Origin of the sequence: Cellulosilyticum sp. I15G10I2 (assembly GCF_900095725.1) — a bacterium.
Classification (GTDB): Bacteria; Bacillota; Clostridia; order Lachnospirales; family Cellulosilyticaceae; genus FMMP01.
In genome coordinates, this window is the sequence record NZ_FMMP01000015.1 from 204442 (window position 1) to 227948 (window position 23507).

Below are 23507 nucleotides of genomic sequence, written 5' to 3' on the forward strand. Positions count from 1 at the left end.
TAGATACAGCGGGGATTACTCTTGTTTTCTATCTCGGAGTTGATAAGTTACGGCCAGCATTTTTTTTCTGTATTTTAACGGAGTGGTTTCAGTATATTTTTTGAAGGCCTTTTCAAAAGAAGTGATGCTGTTATAGCCTAATAGGCTTGTAATCTCTGAGATGTTATAGTCACTGCTAATAAGAAGTTCCTGAGCTTTTTTAATTTTACAGATACTGATATATTCATTAACTGTAAATCCTGTTACTTCTTTAAAAAGACGGCTTAAATAACATTTGCTTATGTAAAAATATTTAGCTAAATCATCAAGAGATTGTATCTGCGCATAATTTTCAGTAATATATAGGGTTAACTCGTGAATTTTCTGATGTTTTACCTTTTGAGAAGGTTTAGGCATTGAGAAAACATTTTCTTTTGACTGTAGACGCATGGCATAGATTAAGAGCTCTGTTAATTTGGTATAGGCTGCAAGTTTATAGCCTGGAGCTTTATTCTGAATTTCTTTGACAATATCAAAAAGTAAGTTTTCTACGTAAGACTGGCTTTTTGAATCTAAGTGCAGAACTCCATAATACTTTGAAAAATAATTTTCAAGAGAAAAGTCACCTACAGAAGCAAAAAAAGGCGCAAGGTAGTCGCTACGCAGCTCAATAACAATGCGATCATGATAGGCTTCACTCACAGATCCGGTTTTATGAATTTGATTATGATTAATAAAAACGAGGCTGCCTTCATTGACTAAATAAGTCTCATTTTCAATAAAATAATACCGCTCTCCCTTTAAAAGATAGTATATTTCATACTCATTATGAAAATGTTTAGCGGGCATAGTAAACTCAGAATCACGAACCACACGGTTAATAATCATTCCATCAATAATTTCTTCAAATAAAGTCTTTCTCATAATTACCCCCATTGCAGTATCATAAGCTTCAGTATAGGTTAGTATAAACCATCTAAGATTTTGAAAAACAACTTATAATAATATTATACGGTATTGAGATAGAATGTCTAGGGATAGCTGTAAATTGGGGGTTTCAAGCATACAAGTAAACGTTTAAGGAGGCAAAAAATGATTCGTGAGAATAATAAAGTTAAAGATATTCAAATTGCATATATTGGAGGAGGTTCACGGAACTGGGCTTGGACTTTTATGAAGGACCTTGCATTAGAAGCAGAACTTTCAGGAACAATTAGATTGTATGACATTGATAAAAAGGCTGCAAAGGCGAATGAAATAATCGGAAATAAGATCAGCCAAAAAGAAAATGCAGTGGGTAAATGGGAATACAAGGCATTGGCTTCTATTGAAGAAACACTAACTGGAGCTGATTTTGTTATCATTTCTGTTTTACCTGGTGATTTTAAAGAAATGGCAAGTGATGTACATACACCAGAGAAATATGGCATTTATCAATCGGTTGGGGATACTGTAGGGCCAGGGGGTATTATTCGTGCCATGCGTACTATTCCTATGTTTTTTGAGATTGCAGAGAATATAAAAAAATATTCACCAGATGCGTGGGTTATTAACTATACTAATCCAATGACTATTTGTGTCAAAGCACTATATGCTGCATTTCCAGAGATTAAAGCTTATGGTTGTTGTCATGAAGTATTTGGCACACAGACTATATTAAAAAAAGCTTTAGAGGAAATGAGAGGGCTAAAAGATGTAGAAAGACATGAAATAAGAACAAATGCATTGGGCATCAATCACTTTACATGGATAGACCGTGCAACTTATAAAGATATAGATCTTTTACCAATCTATAAAGAGTTTGTAGATAAGCATTATGAAGAAGGCTATCAAGTCGATGAAGAACATTGGCTTAACAGTGTGTTTAAGTCCTCAGAAAAAGTTAAATTTGATTTATTTAGAAGGCATGGCTTAATTGCAGCGGCCGGAGACAGACATTTGGCAGAATTTGTTCCATCAAACTGGTATTTGAAAGACCCAGAAACTGTAGCCAAGTGGCAATATAAGTTGACGCCTGTATCTTTTAGAATTGAAAACAGAGAGGCGCTAAAGGAAAAGAGCCGAAAATATGTAGACGGTATGCTCGAAATCGAGCTTGAAAACTCTGGAGAAGAAGGTATAGCTCAGATTAAGGCGCTGGTGGGGCTTAATGAACTTGTGACAAATGTTAATCTGCCAAATAAGGGGCAAATGGCTGGCGTGCCTTTTGATGCAGTTGTGGAAACCAATGCACTTTTTCAAGCCGGTACGGTAAGGCCTATTATTGCGGGAGGGCTTCCTAGAGAGATTGAAAGTATTACACTAAGACATGTAGAGGTTCAAGAAGGTATCATAGAAGCAGCGCTTGCAAAAGATATGGATAAAGCATTTAAAGCTTTTAGTGCGGACGTTCAGGTTTCAACGCTTAATCCAGATGATGCAAGAGCATTATTTGATGAGATGGTTGAAAATACAAAGCACTATCTTTCATATTGGAATATATAGTTTGGATATTTATTTAAAAGACGTCCGTTAAAGGACGTCTTTTAATCATATGCATGATTATATTTGAAGTACTCTAATTTGCGCTGACTTTAACATAGAAAAATGATATAAAGTAAAGTCAAAACCTTGCGATTTATAAAGGATTCAATAATGACCTGACAAAGTCCGCGTTATTCCAAAGCGCACAGCCACCTTCTATCTCTCGTAGATGGTCTGGGCTGTTTTGGAGTTTGAAAAATAACTCTGACTTTAGCCCTTCTTTAAGAGAGACCTCATTTAAGTTTTGATCAGAATAGGGAGAGAAGGGACAGGGTTCAAGTCCACCCTCAGGGTTAATATGAAAAAATCCCCTGCCGGCAGCCAAGCATCCTCCAAAAGCTTCTTCACTTCCTGGAAAAGCAATAAATAAACTGTTAAACTTTGACCGATAATCTTCAAGTAGTGTCATTAAATTTACTCTTTGTTGGATAGAAATAACGCTGGCGGCATCCTCACTTGTATCCACTGGTACATACTCAACGTAGAAAAAGAGTTTTGCCCCCAATTTTTCATGAGTCTTAACAAAATCTGGAGCAGTCAAAGTCGAAAAGTTATCACGATTAATAGTAAAAGATAATCCAAAAAAAATGCCAGCCTCATCTAGCTGTTTCATCACTTCTGTCACTTTTTTATAAATACCCATCCCTCGTCTTGCATCTGTTTTAGCTGCATCTCCCTCAATACTCAAAATAGGGATAACATTTTTTAGTTTTTTAAGTTCATTAATTAATGTATCATTTAGAAACAGGCCATTTGTAAACACAGGGAAAATAATATGCTTATGGGCTTTTGCAGTTTGGAGGAATTCTGGTTTAACAAAAGGTTCACCCCCTGCTATAAGTGCCAGAGAGATACCTAGCTCACTCGCTTCCCCCACAATCTTATCAAATTTTTCTGAACTCATTTCGGAAGTATTATTATGTTTAAAAACATGAGAATAGCACCCTTTGCATCTTAAGTTACATTTTCTTGTAATGCTTGCAATCATAAATGGAGGAACATGAATGCCTTGTTTTTCCCAAAAGGCTCTTTTATTAGATGCTTCACTTTGCCATTTGATGGATTGGAGAGCATAGGCAGTAAGAGACGGATGATGCGTAACGATTTTAAGTGCACCTTTAAACATATTCATAATAGAGTGATCTAGTTTAGTAATATAATTTTCATAAGCCATATTTTCAACTTCTTTCAATAGTTTCCTAATTATAAATATTACACTAAATTATAAATATATCAATATTTAATAGATGTTTTTTATTATAAATTTGATTAGCAAATGGATGTTAAGTATAAAAGGTATTTATTCTGAGCGACATGGCCCTTAAGAAGGGTTGGCGGTATATGGCGTAATGAATTTACCGTACTTTAACACTTGAAACAGATAGATTTATAACTTATAATAAAGACACCCTTTAATAGGTCAAATAATTAACAAAGTGTAACGCTATTTATAAAAAGCTGCATATAAAAATAGTACAGAGAAACAACATGTAGACTTTAGTTATTCATCACTTATTATTGGGAATAACTAAAGTTTACAGATGTGAAATCTATACATATCAAAAAGATATAGCATTATTTAGAGAAAGGTGCTGACTATGAACATACAATTAATCAAAAAAGCAGAAGAAACACATATTTTAACGAAAGAAGAACTCGTATGCTTGCTTAAAGATGACAGTATTAATGAAGAACTTTTTAAAGCAGCAGATAGAGTCAGAAAGAAATACATGGGAGATGAAGTCCACTTAAGAGGTATTATTGAGTTCTCTAACAAATGTAAAAGGGATTGTCTATACTGCGGCTTAAGAGCATCTAATAAGAATGTGGAAAGATATAGACTTATGCCGGATGAAATTATAGAACTTGCTAAAAAAGCAGTTGGTTATGGTTATAAGACTGTGGTTATGCAATCAGGAGAAGACGCGTATTATACAGTAGATCGACTTAAATACATCATAACGACGCTCAAAGAATTTGGGATAGCAGTTACTTTATCTTTAGGAGAAAAAACTTATGATGAGTATAAAGCCTATAAAGAAGCTGGTGCAGATAGATATCTTCTTAGAATAGAAACAACAGACAAAGCATTATATGAAGCACTAGATCCGGGAATGAAACATGAAGACCGCATAAGATGCCTTAAAGACCTTAAGGCGCTTGGCTATGAGGTGGGAACAGGCTGCTTAGTAGGCCTGCCTAATCAAACGATAGAGTCTATAGCAGATGATATACTATTTTTTAAAGAAATAGATGCAGATATGATCGGATTAGGACCGTTTATCCCAAATGATGACACGCCGCTAAAGGGTGCAGAAGCTGGAGACTTTACAATGAGTCTCAAGGTAATGGCGCTGGTAAGACTTTTACTTCCAGATGTCAACATACCAGCAACTACAGCGATGGAGACGCTGAACAAACAAGGCAGAATGATTGCCCTCCAAAGTGGTGCCAATATCGTTATGCCTAATGTAACAGAAGGTGACTACAGAAAGATGTATGCACTTTATCCAGGGAAGATCTGTGTGAATGATACACCAGGTCACTGTTTTAACTGTATTACAGGAAAAATAAAGTCTATCGGAAGAACTGTATCAAATTCTAAAGGATCAAGAGTTAAGAAGGCTAATCGTTAGGGTTTTCCAACCGGTCGCGATATGTTCTTGGAGACATGCCGTAGTGTTTTTTAAAGATGTTAGAGAATAAAAAGGGATCGCCATATCCTATGGAATTAGATATTTCGTTAATAGATAAGTTAGAGCTTGTGAGTAAATCACAGGCTTTTTTTAGTCTAAAACTAACAACATAGTTTTGTGGCGAAATATTAAGCGTATTTGAGAAAAGTTTAGAAAGATACTTGCGGTCAATCCCAACATAGTTTGCAATTTCTTGTATGGTTATTTTGCGGGAATAATTAGTATCTATAAATTCAATCGCTTGCTTAATGTATAAATCCTGGGGTTTAGAAGAATTCTTTTCGAGATTATCTGAACAAGACCCTTCTATAATAAGTGATAGGAGATTATAGAAGGCGCTAAGTGACTTAAGATCCATAGATTTTTCACAATTAATTGCATCGAATATAGCCTGGAAGCATGCATTCATACGATCTTCATCGGTAGATTTAAAGAGTGGGTGTTCGGCAGTCAAATGGGCGCGTTTTAAGTAGCTTTCAGCATGAAGTCCGTTAAAGGCAACCCAGGAGTAATTCCACGCCTCTTCGGAGATTGGATGGTAGGAGGCTACAACGTTTGGGCATATCAAAAAGCCTTCTCCTTTTGAAACGGAGTAGGTAGTATCACCGGCTTTAAAGATGCCGTGACCGCTATGTATGTAGTGGAGTTTATAATGATCTTTAATACCAGGGCCCCAGGAAAAATTATTTTCACAGTCTCCAGTCCCACAGTAGTAGAGTTTCATATCAAGGTTTAATTCTAGATTAATGTGTTCATTTTTAGGTTTAAAACAAATCATAGTGTAATCTCCTGATTATAGATAGACATAAGACATTATACCATTTTTTTCAGTCATTATGAAATGGATACTTTTTAAATAGGGTGTAGAATGGATAATATAAGAACATTTATATACTAGCTGAGGCAACATAGGACTTATACGAAGTTAAAGGGGTGTAAAATTTTAGAAAAGGGGAATAAAATCTATGAGATATCGTAAATTTGGCAATACTGGGGAAAGTGTGTCTGTTTTAGGGTTTGGCTGTATGAGGTTGCCTGAGATGGAATTGAATGGGAAGTGGTATATCGATGAAGATAAGGCATTACCTCTACTTTTTAGGGCTTATGAAGAAGGCGTTAACTATTTTGATTCGGCACCTTATTATTGCCATAAAAATAGTGAGTATGCTATGGGTAAAGCCCTAAAAAGTGTTAGAGATAAAGTGATGATGACCACAAAGCTGCCGTTTGAAGTGATCGCATCACCCGCTGATTTTAGAAAAACGTTGGAGAATAGTCTAACTAAAATAGGTACCGATTATATTGATTTTTATCATTTGTGGGGCATTAATAAAGGTTCTTTGCAGACCATTGAAAAATATAACCTTTTTAATGAAGCCAGGAAAGCAAAGGATGAGGGCTTGGTAAGGCATATGTGCTTTTCTTTTCATGATGTCCCTGAAAATATGATTGATATGATAGATGCAGGAGAGGGGATCCTTGAAACAGTGCTATGTCAGTATAACTTGCTGGATAGGTCGAATGAAAAGTCTATTGCATATGCAAAGTCTAAAGGATATGGCGTAGCGGCTATGGGGCCAGTAGCGGGGGGAAGGCTTTCGGCACCAACAGAGCTCTATAAAAAGCTTACAGGAAAAGCATCTATGGCAACGTATGAACTGGCGTTAAGGTTTGTACTCGGCAATGAAGATATATCCCTTGCGCTTTCGGGGATGGAGAATATGGATATGCTCGAGAAAAATCTCGCTATTGCAGATCTTGCAACCTATATGACCAGGGCAGACTGGGATCAAGTCGGTGTGGCAATGGAAGAGGTTAAAAAGTTTTCAGAACTTTACTGCACAGGATGCAACTACTGCCAGCCTTGTCCAGAAAATATCATTATTCCTAAGCTATTTAATATGTATACGTACCATAATGTTTACGGACTGACAGTAACTGCAAAAAGTGAATTCGAAAATTATAAGAAAAATACTAAGAATAGCGCTATGCCAGAGGCTTGTATTGACTGTGGTTTATGTGAAGAGAAATGTCCACAGCATCTCAATATAAGAAGTGAAATGAAGCGGGTAGTTGAAGTTTTAGAAGCACTTTAATAGGGTTATTGTATTACCAGCTTAGGTGGCGTACAATATAAGGAATAAAAGCTGCGGTATTTAAAAGGGGGCGTACTGTGATTAAGCCTAAAGTATTGATTGCTTCGAGGATATCTAAAGAAGCAGAAGCTTACATTGGTACTTATTGTGACTATGAAAGATGGGAAGGGCCCAGACAAATTCCACAAGAGGTATTATTTGAAAAACTACAGGATAAAGAGGGCGCTATACTTACTGGTATTCCTGTTAATGAAGAGCTGCTTAGCCATGCGCCTAAGTTAAGAGTAGCCAGTAATGTGTCAGTTGGATACAACAACTTTGATATTAAGGCGATGAAAGCCAGGGGGATTATAGGAACTAACACCCCAGGTGTATTAGAAAATACGGTAGCAGACTTAGTAATGGGACTGATGCTTGCTACAGCTCGGCGCATTTCTGAGCTTGATCACTATGTAAAGGCTGGCAGATGGAAAAGGGAAGATAATAAAAATCTATTTGGACTGGATGTATATGGCACAACACTTGGCATTATTGGCATGGGCAGAATAGGAGAAGCGATAGCTAAAAGGGCTAAGTTCGGTTTTGATATGGAAGTGCGCTATTATAATAGAACCAGAAAATACGAAGCAGAAAAGCATTTAGGCGTAGTATACAGTGACTTTGAAACACTTCTAAAAACCAGCGACTTTGTCGTACTGATTGTGCCGCTTACGGAAGATACATACCATATGATAGGCACAAAGGAATTTGCTCTAATGAAAGAGAGTGCTTTTTTCATTAATGCTTCCCGCGGCCAGACGGTGGATGAAGAGGCGCTGATCAGGGCACTGGAGAATAAAGAACTATTAGGAGCAGGGCTGGATGTTTTTGAAACAGAACCTGTTCAACCAGATAATCCTCTGCTTAGGCTGCCAAATGTTATAACAGTTCCTCATATAGGTTCATCAACCGAAAAGACGCGCAGGTGCATGGCAATGACAGCTGCAAAAAATTTAGTGGCAGCACTTCAAGGAGATATAACAGATAGCTGTGTGCCAGAATTAAGGAGGAAAGGCAGTCGTTAGAGGCTATCCCGGGCGTTGTATAGTCTTTAAGTGACGAGGGGTATACTTTTAAGACGGTCTCAGAACTTTTAAGCTATCAGCGGCAACGTTGATAGCTTTTTTAACTTAGATGATAGAGTCCTAGCTAGGCGATTAGGCAAGTTCCTTTATAAAAAAATGTGTATCACTTCCAGTATATTCTTTAAAACCCATTTTCCTAAGATACTGAATATGCTTTTCATTAGATGAAAAACATACTAGCTTGGAAAAACCATGTTTTAAAAAGTAGTCTTTTTTAGTTTCATAAATATAGGTTCCTATTTTAAAGTCTCTATACTCTGGGGTTACAAAATCAAGTTCAACTTTAAGTGTATTTTCATCATAACGTGAACCTAAAAAAATACCTGCAGGCACAGTATTTCTTAAAATATAAAAACTAATTTCGGCGCTTTCAAAGTTAAATCCAGAAGTATTCATATATTTTTGAATGCCTTCTTGATAGAATTCTAAGAAATAGTTAAAGTACAAAGAAGCAGTTAGAAGTGGAATAAGCTTAAAATATTCTTTTGAACCATAGATTTTAACAAGATAATAAATATTAATAATAGCAATACCTATATTCATAAAAGCTACAGGCAATGCGCCTATTAAAAAACCATAAATTGCAAAAATACTAGAACCTAGCAGATTAATCCACCTTAATTTTATAATAGAGCTCATGAGCAGGGATATAAGCACAATAAATGAAGCTAAATAACCTATCCACTCAAGTAATACATCATTCATAGAAGTACTCCTTCCAAAAACATAATAATGTTATTATATCACAAAACTTAGATTTAAAATCCTTATTTAGAGTTTAAAAGAGAATCAAGAGGCATCGGGTGAAAATAATAATGGGTGAATTGATATAATCAATAATATAATTAATATATTTGATATATTTAAGTATATTTATTGAATATATCAAGTTTTATATTGAATAATTTCATTTGATATGCTATATTATTACTAAGAAAATGAAAGGAGAGGAGAAGTTGGCTTATAAAGTTATTAATAAGTGCCCTGTGTGTCAAGGCAAGCTTACAATTAGAAAGCTGGAATGCAAAAAGTGTAGTACAATTATAGAAAATCATTTTGAAATGTCCAAGTTTGATTATTTAACAAGCGAACAAATAAATTTTATTGAAGTTTTCCTTAAAAACCGAGGAAATATCAAAGACGTAGAAAAAGAACTTGGAATTTCATACCCTACGGTAAGAGCAAAACTTGACGAGGTGATATCAGCTCTAGGGCATAACGTAACAGCACCTCCCACTGTTGATAAAAAACGTGTGATAGATATGCTCGATCGAGGTGAGATTACCAGTGATGAGGCAATCAAGATGTTAAATGGAGAAAAAATAAGGAGGGAATTATAATGAGTGATGAAGTATTAAAAATTTTAAAAATGGTTGAAGACGGTAAGATTACCGCTGATAAAGCGCAATTACTTATTGAATCAATTAATAATAAAAGTGCTATGGAAACACCTGCGGTTTCGGATAATGATATTATGAACAAAATGCTTAAGATAAAGGTAAATTCTGATAATGGAGATAATGTAGATGTCAAGATCCCGGTTAAGCTCATTAAAACAACGCTTAAAGCATTAGGAAAGATTCCTATAGATAAGCATGTTGATGGCATGGATAAAATAGATTTTAATCTTATCTCAGAGGCAATTGATAATGGCCTTTGCGGGAAAATAGTAGATGTACACAGTGCAAATGGGGATATTGTTGAGGTTGTTATAGAATAGCGAGGACGTACCTGATGAGAATTTATATTAAAGAGGATAAAAATATAATTTTTATTCCTATTCCTTTAGTACTTTTAAAAGCGGTTTTTTCTATAATGGAAATGCCTATTGTAAAAAGACACATACCTGAAAGGAAACGGTACATTATTCAAGATATTAATTTTAATCAACTTAAGCAATGTGTTGATATGCTGAAAGAATATAAAGGATTAAAACTAGTAGATATCAAAGATAGTAAGGGGAATCGCATAAAAATCACCATCTGAAAATCTATATAAAGAGCGGAAGTTTCACAGCGATAGGAAACCAAGCTCTTTTTTTGTGTTTAATTTAAGCTAAAAAGAGAGGACCCTATAAAGGATCAGCTATAAAGCCTTTGCAGCAATGCTTTATAGGGTGCTAAGTAGCCAGCTAAAATATCAGACTGGAAGCTAATTATTAACACATGGCAACTCAATATAGAAGGTAGTACTTTCATGTAAGATACTTGTAACTGCAATTTTACCATGATGCTGATTAAGTATGGTCTGTGCTATGGGAAGACCGAGTCCATGACCACCTTTAGATCTTGAACGGGACTTATCTATGCGGTAAAATCTATCAAAGATTTTATCAAGCTCCTCATTAGGTATGCCATCCCCAGTATTCGTTACAGATAATAGAGCCGTATTATGCTGCTTTTTAAGTGAAATATTAATAGTGCCTTTGGGATTTGCATACTTGATAGCATTATCTAGAAGGATAATAATAACTTGGGTAATCTGTTCCATGCTGCCAGAAATCATAATATCTGGTCTAATATCATATTCTAGTGAAATATTATTTTCAAAGATAACTGCTTCCATTGTTAATATTATATTTTCTGCACATTCACTTAAATTAAAATCACTAAAGACCATTTGAATATCAGAGTAATCCACTTGAGTGAGATAGAGTAAATCATTTGTAAGTTTAGCCATTCTTTCAGCTTCACCTTTGATATAATGCAGCCATTTCACTTCATCACCTAGAGAAGTGCCAATACTAGACAGGAGTACGTCTGTATTTGTGTTAATAACGGCGAGGGGTGTTTTGAGTTCATGAGAAGCATCGGCAATAAATTGTTTTTGCTTATTAAAAGCTTCTTTGATAGGAGCAATAGCTCTATTGGCAAAAAATCTGCTGATAAAGAAGATCACAATAAGCATAATAAATGCTACAGCCAAAAAGGTATAGATTAGTTTCATTAATATATTCTGCTGAAAAGTAATATCTAAGAAAATTATTTTATAACCTGTAGGATGAGGTCTAATCATAAATGCCCAGTAATTGCCATCAAGCTTAAATTGTCCTTGACTTTTATATTTACTAAGTGCAGATTGTGCTGCATCCTCATAAAACGTATCATCCATATCAAAGATAGAATTGACTTTTACAATATCCCAAGTACTGTCTAATAGGATAGTAAATGATACGGAACGTTTCTGCATGTTTGGGACATCATCAGACTTGGATATGGGTGGCATATCAGAACGCCCAAGAGGAGGTTCGTTAGATCTAGGATTAAATTCAGCTAATTTGTGAAGTTCTCTATTAATATCTGAATGTGTATTATTATAAGTTATGAGGTAAATAGATGTAAAAGCAATCATCATCATAATGGAGATAGTTATGAGGTTAAGAATAAGAAACTTATTTCTAAGGGCTTTAAACATTTAATCTTTCACCTCCAGGCTGTAACCTATACCACGAACTGTTGTGATACTTACATTAGAATCTAAAAAGTTTAATTTTTTTCTTAGAAAAGAAACATACACCTCAACATGGTTATGCTCTACATCAGCATCAAAACCCCAAAGTTTTTCAATAATCATTTCTTTTGAAGTAGCTGCGTTTTTACGTGAAATAAGAAACTCAAGCAGTTCACTTTCTTTTAATGTAAGCTTAACCTCTTTTCCTAAAGCTGAGAGCTTAAGATTGGCAGTGTTAAGCATAATATCGCCAAATTTTAAGGTGTTATCTGTGACCACTTCACCCTTACGTCTCGACATAGCCCTTATTCTTGCCAGAAGCTCCTCTGTTGCAAAAGGTTTTGGAAGATAATCATCTGCCCCGCTGTCAAGACCCATCACCCGATCACTTATTTCACCCTTAGCTGTAAGAAGCAGTACAGGAGTTGTAAGACCCTGCAAGCGGATATTTTTAAGTACGGTGATTCCATCCATTTTAGGCATCATAATATCTAGTAGTATTAAGTCATAAATATCACTTAATGCATTATCTAAACCAGATTCTCCGTCATAAGATACATCTACTGTATAATTATTTTTACGTAAAATCTGTACAAGGGCTTCAGCTAAATGTATTTCATCTTCAACAAGTAATATACGCATTATATAACCCCCATTTCCTTTTTATTATTATAGCATAGCAAACCTTAAAAGAACCTTAAAAATATATTAGCTTATAAAGGATATAGAACCTTAAATTTTTTTTGAAAAATTTAAGGTTCTTTTAAGGTTGCACTCGTACAATAAGTTCAAATAGATCACTAAACAGTGAAATGAAGTATGGAAGGAGTAACAAAAATGGGAATAGAAGTTTTTAACAGATATGAAAACAAGTTTTTACTAGATGATAAGACCTACGAACAACTGCAAGGTTATCTTTGTGACTATATGGAACATGATAAATACAATAAGGAAAATGGGTTTTATACGATCAGTAATATCTATTATGACACAGCAGATAATCATTTGATAAGGAGTTCTTTAGAAAAACCTAAGTATAAGGAAAAATTACGACTTAGAGCTTATGGCGTTCCAAATAGCGATAGTGAAGGTTATTTAGAGATTAAAAAGAAGGTGTGCGGGCTCGTTAATAAAAGAAGAACCACATTAAAGCTTGATGAGGCCTATGAATTTGTAAATACAGGCATAAAACCTGATATTAAAGATTATATGAATGAACAAGTTATTAATGAAATTGAATATATTTTAAAACGTTATACCCTTGAACCTAAACTTTACTTAGCTTATGACAGAACAGCTATGTTTTCTAGAGAATGCAGTGATTTAAGAATAACTTTTGATACCAACATAAGAACTAGAAGATATGACCTTAAGTTAGAGTGTGGAGATTACGGAGAAAAACTTTTAGAAGATAATAGGTGGCTTATGGAAGTGAAGGCGAAAGACAGTATACCTATTTGGTTATCGAAGCTTTTATCAGAATGTAAGGCATATAAAGCAAGTTTTTCAAAGTATGGTACACAACATAAAAAAACAGTAGCAAATGCACAACATATGAAAGGAGATTTAAACACATGTTTGAAACAATACTCAGCATAGACACAGTAAATACAGCAGCCTCTTCAATTCCTTTGATGGATGCACTGCTAACCATTATTGTATCCTTTATTTTAGGAGGAGCGATTAGTATGAGCTATATTAAGACTTCGAATAAGGGGACGTATTCACAAAATTTTTCGCTTACACTTATACTTGTTCCTACAGTTATTGCTATTATTATTCTCCTAATTGGCAGCAATGTTGCAAGAGCCTTTAGTCTGGCAGGAGCTTTTTCAATCATAAGATTCAGAAGTGCACCAGGGGATCCTAAAGATATTGCATATGTACTTTTTACAATGGCAGCTGGGCTTGCCTGTGGCGTAGGTTTTTATGGTTATGCAATTTTATTTACTTTTGCTCTTTGCTTTCTTATGTTTATGTTAAGCATATTTAACTTTGGAGCAGAAAAATCTTCTCATAAAATATTAAAAATAGTTATTCCAGAAGACTTAAACTATGAAGGTGCCTTTGATGATATTTTTCAGAAATTTACAACACATTACGAGCTAAAAAGAGTTAGGACAACAGATCTTGGAAGTCTTTATGAACTTGTTTATAGCATTACAGTAGATAATGCAATCAATCAAAAAGAGTTTCTGGATGCGCTGCGTTGCAGAAACGGAAATTTAAATATCACCTTATCAATGTGTGCGGATGCAGCATAATTCTAAATAATGGAGGAATGAATATGAAAAATATAGGCATAAAACAATTAATAGCAGCAGTTTCAGTGGTAGTGGTACTTATTACAGGGGTTTTTCTAAATACTAACGTTATCGGAGCAACAACATCTCAAAATACTAAGGGGTATGAAAAACTGTTCCAAAAAGACAAAGTAATAGACATTCGTATTAATGTTTCTGATGCAGATCTTGAAAGTATGATGAGTGATCCTTTGGCTGAAGAATACAAAAGTGCAACGGTTAAGGTCGGGGGTGTTACTGTAGAAAATGTAGGTTTTAGAACAAAAGGAAATTCTACACTAAAGTCTGTTGCGGGCAGTGATTCCGATCGCTACAGCTTTAGAATCAAACTTGATAAATATGTAAAAGGGCAGACGCTCCTAGGGCTTGACGAATTTGTAGTCAATAATATGTACTCAGATCCTTCCTATATGCGAGAATATCTAAGTTATGAAGCGCTTAGGGCTATGGGAGTGGATGTACCTTTGACAGCTTTTGCAAATGTGTATATTAATGATGAACTTTTTGGGTTTTACCTTTGTGTTGAAGCTCTGGATGATAGCTTTATAGAAAGAAGCTTTGGGGATGATAGTGGCAGTCTTTATAAGCAAGAGCAAGGCAGTACTTTACAGTACGTGGCAGACAGTAATTATGATAAGAGCGAGCTAAAAATAGGAAAAGATAAAACTAAAACAGATCTTAAGAACTTTATTAAAGTTTTAAATGAGATGCCTACTGGGCAAAAGGGTGATATTGAAAGTGTGTTGGATGTAGATAGTGCATTGAAGTATATCGCAGTAAATACTGTTCTCGGTAACTATGACAGCTACAACGGCAATTTCTCTCATAACTATTATTTGTATGGGCAAGATGGTAGATTTACTGTTATTCCATGGGACTATAATATGTCTATAGCAGGATTTGGAGGAGGCAATCAAACAACTATTCCGATTGACCAACCGGTAGTGGGCGTCGATATTAAAAACCTTCCGCTTATTAATAACTTACTTGCAGTTGAGGCATATAAACAAAAGTATTACACCTATATCGAAGAGCTTAATATCTATTTAGAAAATTTTGAACAGAGGGTAACGCAGGTGGCAAATATTATAAGACCCTATGTTAAGGCTGATCCTACGAAGTTTTATACAATGGAACAATTTGAAGCAAGTATAACTTATTCAGAAACAGAAGTAGATGAACTAACAAATGCTGCGCCGAGCACAGGACGTGTAGCCGTAACAGATGGCCAAAGTCCAGTACTACCAAATATGCCGGAAGATTTTACTCCAGGCGAAAGGCCTGAGATGCCAACTGGACAAAGGCCAGAAATGCTAGCTGGCGAGAGACCAGAAATGCCTATGGGGGAAAGGCCTGAAAGACTACAAGGTGTGCCGGGGGATATGAAAAATGGCCGAAACGGTGGTATGGGCATGCAAGTAAGCTCAGTATCTATTGTAAACTTTATAAAGGCAAGAGTTGAGAATGTCAAAGCACAGCTCTCAGGAAGCATTTCGACTACTGGTAATACAACTATGAACAATACTGTAAAGGGAAAATAAAATATTGCGATCTCAAACTAAACAAAAGAGGAAGATGCTTATGGACAAAATATCTACTAAAATCGTTATGCTATCACTTGTGAATACAATTATTGTTGCAATACTTAATGTAGCAGCATCACTTTATATGAATAAAAGTCAGCAAATGCCAAGTGGCGCAGAAGTAGCATCAGGTGTTGAGAAAGGAACTGGCGGCGGGCAGTTTCTTTTGCCCACTCCAGTGCTTATAGGATTACTCATATCACTTATTCTAGGGATTATTATATCTTATTTCCTAGGAAAATATATCGCTAAACCCATTATAAAAGTGACGGAGCTGACAAGGAAAACAGCAAGTTTCGACTTGGTTTATGATGAGTCTTTTGATGAAGTACTTAAGTATAAAGATGAAAGCGGCTTAATGGGAGAAGCCTTAAGTGATACAAGAGAAGTTCTAAGGGATATGGCTCTTAAATTACAAAATATCTGTGGGGAACTTACCTCACACTCGCATAGTCTTAGTAAAACAACTGATGACAATGTACAAACTATTACGCAAGTTGTAACGACAATGAATCAAGTAGCAGCAGGCAATGGACATCAAGCTAAAACAATTAATGCTATTAACATAACGTTAACTGAGGTCGCACAGCTGATCGATAATATTACAAAAGAAGCTTTAGAAGGAGCTGATCATGCTGTAAAGTCTATTGACAGTATTCAAGAAGGACAAAAGGCTGTTGATATACAATCTAAGAAAATGGAAGAAAACATAGCAATATCCTATGAGACCAATAAGTCAATGGATGAACTAAGTATTATGATAGAAAAGGTTGCTGATACCATTAATATTATTACTGCTATAGCGGACCAGACTAATCTGCTCGCACTTAATGCAGCGATAGAAGCAGCGAGAGCGGGAGAAGCAGGTAAAGGATTTGCTGTAGTTGCTGATGAAATTAGAAAGCTTGCGGAAGAGTCGGGAAAAGCTGCTAAAGTAATCAATGAGATTATTAATCAGACAACAGATAAGACTAAGCAAGTTGTAAATAATATAAGTACGACCACGACACTTATTGATGAACAGAAAAAAGCGCTGGGTATTACACAAGATGCATTTGATAAAATCAAAGGGACCTACAATGGTATTGTAGCTGGTTTTAAGCAGACAGCAGCATCCATACAGACAGTCAATGAAAAATCTAAAGGTATATCAGGTCAAACACAGAGTATGGCAGCTGTAGCACAGCAGTCAGCTGCAAGTATGGAAGAGGTATCAGCAGCAGGTCAGGAACAGCTTGCTTCTATAGAAGATATAGCGCAATCTGCGAAAGGGCTATTTACGCTGGCTAAAGAATTAAGAGAAGAAGTGGATAAGTTTAAAATTGCCTAAAAGAAGCATAATAAGCCATTTTGAGTAGAAGCCAATTCTACCAAAATGGCTTATTTCTTATATAGAGCGGTATCTCTGATTATATCCGCCTAGGCATAAGCCCAAAACCTACACCACATACGCCACCCAAAATGTGCGCTCCGCGAGCTATACCGTCCTGTGCACCAATACTTAGTAGTTCGCCTCCTAGATAGATAATTAGAACTAGGATCAGTGTAAGAGGAATTTTTCCTTCTTTCATACCTCCAACTGACGCTAAGACGATCATCATAAATACAATGCCACTTGCTCCCAATAATACATTGCTGGGATATAAAATAATATAAAAGAGTCCAGAAACCAAAGTGGTCACTGCAATCATTATCAACAATGCTTTTGACTTATACTTTTCTTCAAGCATAGGTCCTAATACCAAAAATAAAACCATATTACTAGCATAGTGATTCCAATCTGCATGACCTAAACTATGACTAAATAATCTAAAATAAGTTAAAGGATCCGTCCAAGAGGATCGATAGACACAAAAAAGCAAATTTGTAGATAATCTGCCTGTCATATCACCTAGTAGTAATACAAGTAATGAAACAAAAGCAAAAGTTAATGTAACGGGTGAATTATATTGAAATTTTCCAAGTATTCTTTTCATGCTGTTCAGCTCCTTATCTAATCTATATTTTTTATTATAACAATATATCTGCTAAACACTAATAATAAAATAAATAAAAATAAGCCATTTTGAGCAGAAATTAATTCTGTCAAAATGGCTTATTTCTTATTAGTAATAATCTAACAGGTCCCACATCTATTATTTTCCTTTTGTAATAATACCATTTCCTTCAAGATGGTGTTTAGCATTTTTAGTAGTATCATGCCTGTTAGATGGATAAATCCCAGATTCCGGATTAGGTTGTTTTGAACCTTCTTTTAACATTTCTGTAGTGTAAGTAGACATACCGTTTCCTTTAGACATAAAATCACCTCCTTATCACTTTAGTGTGCCAAGGAGGTGATTTTATATACTGGCAATGATTGAAAAGATGTCTGTTGAAAAGGCATTTATAGAAAATAATAGTAAACTATAAGAATAAAAGCAGGCTCACGGCCATTACCATCATACCGGCTATAAGTCCATAAATAGATAAGTGGTGTTCACCGTATTTCTCCGAGGCTGGAAGCAGCTCATCTAGGGAGATAAAGACCATGATTCCCGCTACAAGTGCAAATAAAATACCAAATGTTGCCTCGTTGAAAAATTGTGAGAGTAAAAGATAACCTACAAGAGCACCTATGGGTTCAGAAAGGCCAGATAAAAAGGAATAATAAAAGGCTTTTTTCTTACTGCCAGTAGCATAATAAATAGGCACTGATACAGCAATACCCTCTGGAATATTATGAATAGCAATAGCAACAGCTATAGGTAAGCCGATATTAATATCTTTTATTGCAGCCATAAAGGTGGCGAGTCCCTCGGGAAAGTTATGTATTGCAATGGCAATAGCGGACATCATACCCATTCTAAGAAGTTTATGATTTTTAGCATGACTTGGATCTGTAAGATCCTCTACGCTGTGAGCCTCATGAGGATTCTCAGAACTTGGTACAAACTTATCAATAAGTGCAATTAAAAACATGCCTCCAAAAAAGCCCAGTACAGTCATCCATGCGCCTCTTTTTACCCCAAACTCAAGCGTTAGAGAATCCAGAGCCTTTACAAATATTTCCACAAAGGAAACATAGATCATGACACCTGCTGAAAAACCTAGTGAGATCGATAAGAATTTTGTGTTTGTGCGCTTAGTAAAAAAGGCTAAGCAGCTGCCTATTCCTGTTGCAAGCCCCGCAAATAAGGTCAGCCCAAAAGCTATTAAAATAGTATTTGTATCTGCTGTCATAGTAATCCTCCTTTTTAAAAGCATATAAAAAATGATAAAATATATATTAGGTAACATGTATCACCCAAGTGTTTCATAGGAGGGCCTCTAACTGATAGAGGCCTTGCGGATTGATTCTATCTATAGACTAGTTTATTCCTTTTATTCGTATTATATCACTTTACCTCATCTTCAAATGAAATTTATCACAAACATTCAAAACGTTTAAATGGCTTAAACGGATTCTAGTTTTCCGTTAGATAATTTTTGAGGAGCAATTTTTATTTTAAATTCCCGCTCATAGATTCTAATGGCTGCAAGTTCTTTGTGGGCAATAATACCTATAGAAAAACCAGAAAAGTTGCCTCTGGCAGTTCTGCCCGCGCGGTGCAGATAGTCATTTGCGGTATTTGGAAAGTCTAGATGGAATATATGCGTGATTTCTGGAACATCAAGGCCTCTAGCCGATAAATCAGATGAAACAAGAAATTTTATTTTGCCGCTTCTAAAACGTGTAAGTGCTGTTTTTCTATCTTCTTTGGAAGTTTTGCCAGAGATGCTTGCGGCAGCGAGTTTATGATAATTAAGCTTATCAGTAATCATCTGTACTTCATTAGTTTGGCTTATAAAGATAAGAGCACGCTCAGGATTTGTAGCCGCGATGATTTTTCTTAATGTTTCAAACTTATCTCTCTGATCAACCACAATATACTTATGCTCAATATTAGGATTAAGAGCTGTCTTAGGAGCTGTTTTAAGGGTAATAGGATCTTTCATAAAAGGCGCTATTACATCTACTGTTTTTTTATTAATAGTGGCCGAAAAGATACAAAGCTGTTTTTCTTTTGGAATACTATGCAAGATGGCCTTAATCGTTGCAGCCTCATTGCGTTCAAGCAGATGATCGGCTTCATCAATAATAACCGTTTGAATGGTTTGATGGGTTATTTTTTTCTTTTTAATAAGATCCATTATACGGCCCGGGGTTCCGACAATAATATGTGGTTTCTCTTTGAGCTTTTTGATCTGTCTGTCAATATGCACTTCTCCCATAATTGTAGTAGAAGTTACTGGGAGTTCAGCATTTTTACTTAATAAGGTAACTTGATTACTAATTTGCATAACAAGTTCATGGGTTGGTGCTAAAATAATAGCCTGCATTTCTCTTTTTTCAGTATTTATCTTTTCAAATAAAGGTGTAAGAAAAGCAAGGGTTTTACCACTTCCAGTATGAGATTCAGCGATAATATCTTTTCCTTCTAGGATAGCTGGTATAGTAAGCGTTTGAATCTCTGTAGGAATAGTGATATTTTGTTTTTCTAAACCATTTATTATATTTTGATTTAACTTTAAATCTATAAAATTGTTATTCATTATATTCTCCTTAGTCTGAGGTCGTATCATACAGTATATTATACACTTATTCGTAAAGTTTAAGCAAGGAAGCTGAATTAGAGATTTTTATAGCAGTATGATACAAAATGCATTTAATAATATATAATAAAAATAGCAGCAGTTTAAAGAACTATAAAAGTAGGTGCTTAGATGACGATTAAAAAGCAATTTCTTATTATTATTATCTTACTAACAACGATACCTTTTATTATAGTGCCTTGGGCAGGTTATTTTTATATAGAAAATATTATGGAAGAGCAGTTACTTTTGCAATCTCAGCAGAACCTAGGAAAAATTACAAAAGATATAGAACAAGTATTAGACAGCCTTATAGCTTCTTCTAATGCAATAACTTTAGATCAAGACATAACCGGTGCTCTTAAAAATAATGAAGCAAGTCTTCCTGAGGTAAGGAAGATAACAAAAAAGTTATCCAATATAAATGCAGCGCACTTGTATGCCTATAATGCGGATATTTATATTTATAATAAACAAGCCGACATCTATACAACCACCGCACAAAACAACATAAGCAGTTTTGAAGCGTATAAAAAAGCTTGGATTAAAGAGACGTTAAATGCAGAAGGCTTTTTTGTGTGGAAGGAGTTTTCTGGGATTCCAAGTGAAAAGTATGAACAAGTACCTATAATAGGCATGGCTAGAAATATATTAGATATAAATGGTAGAACAGTTGGGGTTTTAGCTATAGAGTTATTTAACGAAAGAAATATTAACAGCCTATTATTTGCAGGCAATGAATTTCAAAATACAGAAAGATATTTAGTTGACCATGAGGGCAACATCATATTGGAGTATATTAATAATAGCGAAAAGAGTAAGTTATTTAGTAAACAGTGGTTTAAAGACTATATTCAAGAAAGAAAGTTAGAATCTCATGAAGTTGCTTCCTATAAAGGGGAAAAACAAGTTGTTAGTATAAGAAATATCAGTAAAGCGCATTGGAAAGTTGTACAAATCATTCCCTATAGGGATATGTTAAGAAAGGTAAGCTATTATAGAAACTTTACAATAGGGATTAATCTCATCGTCTTAGTCATTATTATTTGTGCAGATATACTTAGTATCAATAGACTGACAAGGTCTATAACTAAATTAAGGGATGCTATGCGGACTGTAAAGGATGGTAAGTTCATTCAAATTGCAATTCCTAAAACAAATCAGGAAGTAGAGGAACTTAGCAAAGATTTTAATATAATGAGTACAAAATTAAATGAACTATTTGAGGAAAATAGGAGAATTTATGAAGAAAAACAAAGAACAAAGCTAGAAGCACTACAGTCCCAGATTCAGCCCCACTTTTTATTTAATACATTAAATGGCATTAAGTGGCTATGTATTATGGAAGGTGCAAAAACAGCAGAAAAAATGATTATTTCACTAGGGTATATACTTGAGTATTCCTTAAGTAAAAACAGAGATATTATTACATTAAAAGAAGAAATAACATGTCTTAATCATTATATTGAGCTGCAAAAGATGAGATATGGGGAAACTTTTAGGGTTGTTTTTGAAGTAGAGGAAGAACTCTATGACTTAGAGGTGCCTATATTATTTTTACAGCCCTTAATAGAAAATGCTATTATTCATGGACTACAAGGAAAGGACGATCTAGGGATTATAAAAGTTAGATTGTTTAAGAGCGTGGATAGCGTGAATATATTAGTAGAGGACAATGGATGCGGAATGAGTGATGAACAAATAAAAGAGCTATTAACAAGTACTAAAAAATCTTCAGGAATTGGTGTGAAAAATGTGCAAGAGCGCATACAGATTTATTACGGAAATGATAGTACATTACGTATCAGCAGGAATGAAGCGGGGGGGATAACTATCGCTATTAAATTATTAGTGAGAGGGGGGCTTGGAGATGAAAATCATAATAGTTGATGATGAAATATTAATTCGCAAGGGCATTGCTACATCTGTTAATTGGGAAGAAATAGGTATAGATGAGGTGATAGAAGCAAGTAACGGCGAACAGGCGCTGGAACTTATTCTAAAAAACAATATTGATATTGTCCTGACCGATATTAAGATGCCAAAGATGGACGGGCTGACGCTTATAGAGCAGCTTAAGCTATGTAGTCCTTATACTGTTGCTATTGTACTAAGCTGTGTAAATGACATGGATGTGGTAAGACAAGCCTTAAAGTTTGGAGGTGCCCTAGACTATATTCCTAAACTATCTATGACAACAGAGGAGTTGGTAGATACAATAAATAGAGCTATAACCTATGTGCGTAAAAATAATGCCTATGTGCCTTTAGATAAAAATAAAATACTTCCTAGTTTTTTTACTTTGGAGCATGAGCAAAGTCTAAGAAGCGCTATAGAATATGGAGATTTAGATACTTTAAATAAAGTGATAAAGAAGATTCTTAAGAGTGCCTATATCTTAAAAGAGTTTTGGAAAGAAAGTAGGGAATGGGAGGATATATTTGGTGTCTTTTCTAATGTCATTAAAAAATATGATATAGATCCTAATAAGTTTTTTTCAAACTATAAGACGATAAGACAAATCATCCAAGATTCCCATAACATTGATGAAGCTGTTAAGTCTTTGGGAGAAATAGCTTTAGATATAAAGACTTCTATAGAGCAGGAGCGAAAAGAAAACTATGATGCAGTTATTAATAAGGCGGTTATTTACATTAACAAATACTATAACCAAAACATTAAGTTAAAGGATGTAGCAGATCACGTCAGTATGAGTGAAAGCTACTTCTCCAAGTACTTTAAGAAAATAATGAACACCAACTTCATTGACTATATTAATCAGATAAAAATTGAAAGATCTAAGGAACTTTTAGCCAGGAAGAAAATAACAATACAAGAAGTGTCAGAGCTTATGGGGTATACTAACTGCAGTTATTTTACTCAAGTCTTTAAAGAGCTTGAAGGGGTAACGCCTAAACAATATCAAAAGAATATACTTATAAAAAATAACACCTAAGTACATAAGGTGTTATTTTTTAGTTTATAAAGTATTAGCATGTGTAAATTATTGTTTGAGTCAAATAGTATATAAATTGCATAGCTGTAAGAACAAAATAACAATGAAAATGTACAAAATAATATAAAAAAATATTATGCAAAAGGTTTATACTATAAAAGTGTTAAAAACAGTCAATATTAT

Annotated in this window: 23 protein-coding genes; 13 read left to right on the forward strand and 10 right to left on the reverse strand. The window is 34.8% G+C overall.

Translation table 11 applies throughout. From position 1 onward, the window contains the following. Positions 1-15: 15 nt before the first annotated feature. Positions 16-903: an AraC family transcriptional regulator gene (locus tag BN3326_RS15160; RefSeq protein WP_070000093.1), complete on the reverse strand. Its 888-nt coding sequence runs from the start codon at positions 901-903 to the stop codon at positions 16-18. Positions 904-1071: 168 nt separating this feature from the next. Here BN3326_RS15160 and BN3326_RS15165 point away from each other — a divergent pair, with 168 nt between their 5' ends. Then, entirely contained in the window at positions 1072-2463 is a 1392-nt protein-coding gene (locus BN3326_RS15165) for a family 4 glycosyl hydrolase (RefSeq protein ID WP_070000094.1), read from the forward strand. A gap of 133 nt (positions 2464-2596) precedes the next feature. Here BN3326_RS15165 and BN3326_RS15170 read toward each other — a convergent pair whose 3' ends face one another. Beyond that, complete coding sequence (locus tag BN3326_RS15170) at positions 2597-3676, reverse strand: radical SAM/SPASM domain-containing protein (protein ID WP_070000095.1); 1080 nt, start codon at positions 3674-3676, stop codon at positions 2597-2599. A gap of 424 nt (positions 3677-4100) precedes the next feature. On the opposite strand from BN3326_RS15170, the gene hydE reads away from it, so the two are divergent. Further along, positions 4101-5138, forward strand: coding sequence for a [FeFe] hydrogenase H-cluster radical SAM maturase HydE (gene hydE / locus BN3326_RS15175; protein ID WP_070000096.1), 1038 nt, complete (start codon positions 4101-4103; stop codon positions 5136-5138). Here hydE and BN3326_RS15180 read toward each other — a convergent pair. Then, complete coding sequence (locus BN3326_RS15180) at positions 5128-5976, reverse strand: AraC family transcriptional regulator (RefSeq protein WP_070000097.1); 849 nt, start codon at positions 5974-5976, stop codon at positions 5128-5130. The two genes, hydE and BN3326_RS15180, sit on opposite strands and share 11 nt — an antisense overlap. Positions 5977-6163: 187 nt before the next feature. Between BN3326_RS15180 and BN3326_RS15185 the strand changes: the two genes are divergently transcribed. Beyond that, a complete protein-coding gene (locus tag BN3326_RS15185) occupies positions 6164-7294 on the forward strand; it encodes an aldo/keto reductase (RefSeq protein ID WP_070000098.1) in 1131 nt (376 codons plus the stop codon). A 77-nt stretch (positions 7295-7371) separates the two neighbouring features. Continuing rightward, on the forward strand, positions 7372-8358 hold the full coding sequence (locus BN3326_RS15190; RefSeq protein WP_207646356.1) for a 2-hydroxyacid dehydrogenase: 987 nt from the start codon (positions 7372-7374) through the stop codon (positions 8356-8358). Positions 8359-8490: 132 nt separating this feature from the next. On the opposite strand, the gene BN3326_RS15195 is transcribed toward BN3326_RS15190, so the two are convergent. After that, on the reverse strand, positions 8491-9123 hold the full coding sequence (locus tag BN3326_RS15195) for a GNAT family N-acetyltransferase (protein ID WP_070000100.1): 633 nt from the start codon (positions 9121-9123) through the stop codon (positions 8491-8493). Between the two features lie 251 nt (positions 9124-9374). Here BN3326_RS15195 and BN3326_RS15200 point away from each other — a divergent pair, with 251 nt between their 5' ends. The 3 genes from BN3326_RS15200 to BN3326_RS15210 are packed head-to-tail and all read left to right on the forward strand — an operon-like array spanning position 9375 to position 10404. Beyond that, the gene (locus BN3326_RS15200; RefSeq protein WP_070000101.1) at positions 9375-9758 is read left to right on the forward strand and encodes a DUF2089 domain-containing protein; all 384 of its coding nucleotides are present in this window, start codon (positions 9375-9377) and stop codon (positions 9756-9758) included. Further along, positions 9758-10138 carry an SHOCT-like domain-containing protein gene (locus tag BN3326_RS15205; RefSeq protein WP_070000102.1) on the forward strand — a complete coding sequence of 127 codons (381 nt, stop codon included), beginning with the start codon at positions 9758-9760 and terminating at the stop codon, positions 10136-10138. Before BN3326_RS15200 ends, BN3326_RS15205 begins: the two co-directional genes overlap by 1 nt. Positions 10139-10152: 14 nt before the next feature. Then, the gene (locus tag BN3326_RS15210) at positions 10153-10404 is read left to right on the forward strand and encodes a hypothetical protein (protein WP_070000103.1); all 252 of its coding nucleotides are present in this window, start codon (positions 10153-10155) and stop codon (positions 10402-10404) included. A gap of 165 nt (positions 10405-10569) precedes the next feature. Here BN3326_RS15210 and BN3326_RS15215 read toward each other — a convergent pair whose 3' ends face one another. Next, positions 10570-11832: a sensor histidine kinase gene (locus tag BN3326_RS15215; protein WP_070000104.1), complete on the reverse strand. Its 1263-nt coding sequence runs from the start codon at positions 11830-11832 to the stop codon at positions 10570-10572. Further along, positions 11833-12510 (reverse strand): response regulator transcription factor, encoded by a 678-nt coding sequence (locus tag BN3326_RS15220; RefSeq protein ID WP_070000105.1) that lies wholly within the window; start codon positions 12508-12510, stop codon positions 11833-11835. Positions 12511-12705: 195 nt separating this feature from the next. Here BN3326_RS15220 and BN3326_RS15225 point away from each other — a divergent pair, with 195 nt between their 5' ends. From BN3326_RS15225 to BN3326_RS15240, 4 genes are read left to right on the forward strand one after another with little or no spacing between them, the layout of a single operon-like run. Further along, positions 12706-13467 carry a polyphosphate polymerase domain-containing protein gene (locus tag BN3326_RS15225; protein WP_070000106.1) on the forward strand — a complete coding sequence of 254 codons (762 nt, stop codon included), beginning with the start codon at positions 12706-12708 and terminating at the stop codon, positions 13465-13467. Then, entirely contained in the window at positions 13443-14132 is a 690-nt protein-coding gene (locus BN3326_RS15230) for a DUF4956 domain-containing protein (protein WP_070000107.1), read from the forward strand. The genes BN3326_RS15225 and BN3326_RS15230 overlap by 25 nt, the downstream gene beginning before the upstream one ends. 23 nt (positions 14133-14155) lie before the next feature. Beyond that, the gene (locus BN3326_RS15235) at positions 14156-15712 is read left to right on the forward strand and encodes a CotH kinase family protein (RefSeq protein WP_070000108.1); all 1557 of its coding nucleotides are present in this window, start codon (positions 14156-14158) and stop codon (positions 15710-15712) included. A gap of 40 nt (positions 15713-15752) precedes the next feature. Next, positions 15753-17084: a methyl-accepting chemotaxis protein gene (locus tag BN3326_RS15240; RefSeq protein ID WP_141722938.1), complete on the forward strand. Its 1332-nt coding sequence runs from the start codon at positions 15753-15755 to the stop codon at positions 17082-17084. A gap of 79 nt (positions 17085-17163) precedes the next feature. On the opposite strand, the gene BN3326_RS15245 is transcribed toward BN3326_RS15240, so the two are convergent. From BN3326_RS15245 to BN3326_RS15255, 4 genes are all read right to left on the reverse strand, one after another. Further along, the gene (locus tag BN3326_RS15245) at positions 17164-17730 is read right to left on the reverse strand and encodes a rhomboid family intramembrane serine protease (RefSeq protein WP_083258745.1); all 567 of its coding nucleotides are present in this window, start codon (positions 17728-17730) and stop codon (positions 17164-17166) included. A gap of 159 nt (positions 17731-17889) precedes the next feature. Continuing rightward, complete coding sequence (locus BN3326_RS22060) at positions 17890-18054, reverse strand: hypothetical protein (protein ID WP_171903843.1); 165 nt, start codon at positions 18052-18054, stop codon at positions 17890-17892. 106 nt (positions 18055-18160) lie between these two features. Further along, positions 18161-18976, reverse strand: coding sequence for a zinc transporter ZupT (zupT, locus tag BN3326_RS15250; protein ID WP_070000110.1), 816 nt, complete (start codon positions 18974-18976; stop codon positions 18161-18163). A 213-nt stretch (positions 18977-19189) separates the two neighbouring features. Beyond that, a complete protein-coding gene (locus BN3326_RS15255) occupies positions 19190-20329 on the reverse strand; it encodes a DEAD/DEAH box helicase (RefSeq protein WP_070000111.1) in 1140 nt (379 codons plus the stop codon). Positions 20330-20500: 171 nt separating this feature from the next. Between BN3326_RS15255 and BN3326_RS15260 the strand changes: the two genes are divergently transcribed. Continuing rightward, positions 20501-22258, forward strand: coding sequence for a sensor histidine kinase (locus BN3326_RS15260; RefSeq protein WP_070000112.1), 1758 nt, complete (start codon positions 20501-20503; stop codon positions 22256-22258). Next, a complete protein-coding gene (locus tag BN3326_RS15265) occupies positions 22239-23324 on the forward strand; it encodes a response regulator transcription factor (RefSeq protein ID WP_070000113.1) in 1086 nt (361 codons plus the stop codon). The genes BN3326_RS15260 and BN3326_RS15265 overlap by 20 nt, the downstream gene beginning before the upstream one ends. Positions 23325-23507 lie beyond the last annotated feature (183 nt).

Coding starts and splice junctions, on each gene's coding strand:
- BN3326_RS15160 (WP_070000093.1), bottom strand. CDS start 903: ATGAGAAAGACTTTATTTGAAGAAATTATTGATGGAATGATTATTAAC.
- BN3326_RS15165 (WP_070000094.1), top strand. CDS start 1,072: ATGATTCGTGAGAATAATAAAGTTAAAGATATTCAAATTGCATATATT.
- BN3326_RS15170 (WP_070000095.1), bottom strand. CDS start 3,676: ATGGCTTATGAAAATTATATTACTAAACTAGATCACTCTATTATGAAT.
- hydE (WP_070000096.1), top strand. CDS start 4,101: ATGAACATACAATTAATCAAAAAAGCAGAAGAAACACATATTTTAACG.
- BN3326_RS15180 (WP_070000097.1), bottom strand. CDS start 5,976: ATGATTTGTTTTAAACCTAAAAATGAACACATTAATCTAGAATTAAAC.
- BN3326_RS15185 (WP_070000098.1), top strand. CDS start 6,164: ATGAGATATCGTAAATTTGGCAATACTGGGGAAAGTGTGTCTGTTTTA.
- BN3326_RS15195 (WP_070000100.1), bottom strand. CDS start 9,123: ATGAATGATGTATTACTTGAGTGGATAGGTTATTTAGCTTCATTTATT.
- BN3326_RS15205 (WP_070000102.1), top strand. CDS start 9,758: ATGAGTGATGAAGTATTAAAAATTTTAAAAATGGTTGAAGACGGTAAG.
- BN3326_RS15210 (WP_070000103.1), top strand. CDS start 10,153: ATGAGAATTTATATTAAAGAGGATAAAAATATAATTTTTATTCCTATT.
- BN3326_RS15215 (WP_070000104.1), bottom strand. CDS start 11,832: ATGTTTAAAGCCCTTAGAAATAAGTTTCTTATTCTTAACCTCATAACT.
- BN3326_RS15220 (WP_070000105.1), bottom strand. CDS start 12,510: ATGCGTATATTACTTGTTGAAGATGAAATACATTTAGCTGAAGCCCTT.
- BN3326_RS15225 (WP_070000106.1), top strand. CDS start 12,706: ATGGGAATAGAAGTTTTTAACAGATATGAAAACAAGTTTTTACTAGAT.
- BN3326_RS15230 (WP_070000107.1), top strand. CDS start 13,443: ATGTTTGAAACAATACTCAGCATAGACACAGTAAATACAGCAGCCTCT.
- BN3326_RS15235 (WP_070000108.1), top strand. CDS start 14,156: ATGAAAAATATAGGCATAAAACAATTAATAGCAGCAGTTTCAGTGGTA.
- BN3326_RS15240 (WP_141722938.1), top strand. CDS start 15,753: ATGGACAAAATATCTACTAAAATCGTTATGCTATCACTTGTGAATACA.
- BN3326_RS15245 (WP_083258745.1), bottom strand. CDS start 17,730: ATGAAAAGAATACTTGGAAAATTTCAATATAATTCACCCGTTACATTA.
- BN3326_RS22060 (WP_171903843.1), bottom strand. CDS start 18,054: ATGTCTAAAGGAAACGGTATGTCTACTTACACTACAGAAATGTTAAAA.
- zupT (WP_070000110.1), bottom strand. CDS start 18,976: ATGACAGCAGATACAAATACTATTTTAATAGCTTTTGGGCTGACCTTA.
- BN3326_RS15255 (WP_070000111.1), bottom strand. CDS start 20,329: ATGAATAACAATTTTATAGATTTAAAGTTAAATCAAAATATAATAAAT.
- BN3326_RS15260 (WP_070000112.1), top strand. CDS start 20,501: ATGACGATTAAAAAGCAATTTCTTATTATTATTATCTTACTAACAACG.
- BN3326_RS15265 (WP_070000113.1), top strand. CDS start 22,239: ATGAAAATCATAATAGTTGATGATGAAATATTAATTCGCAAGGGCATT.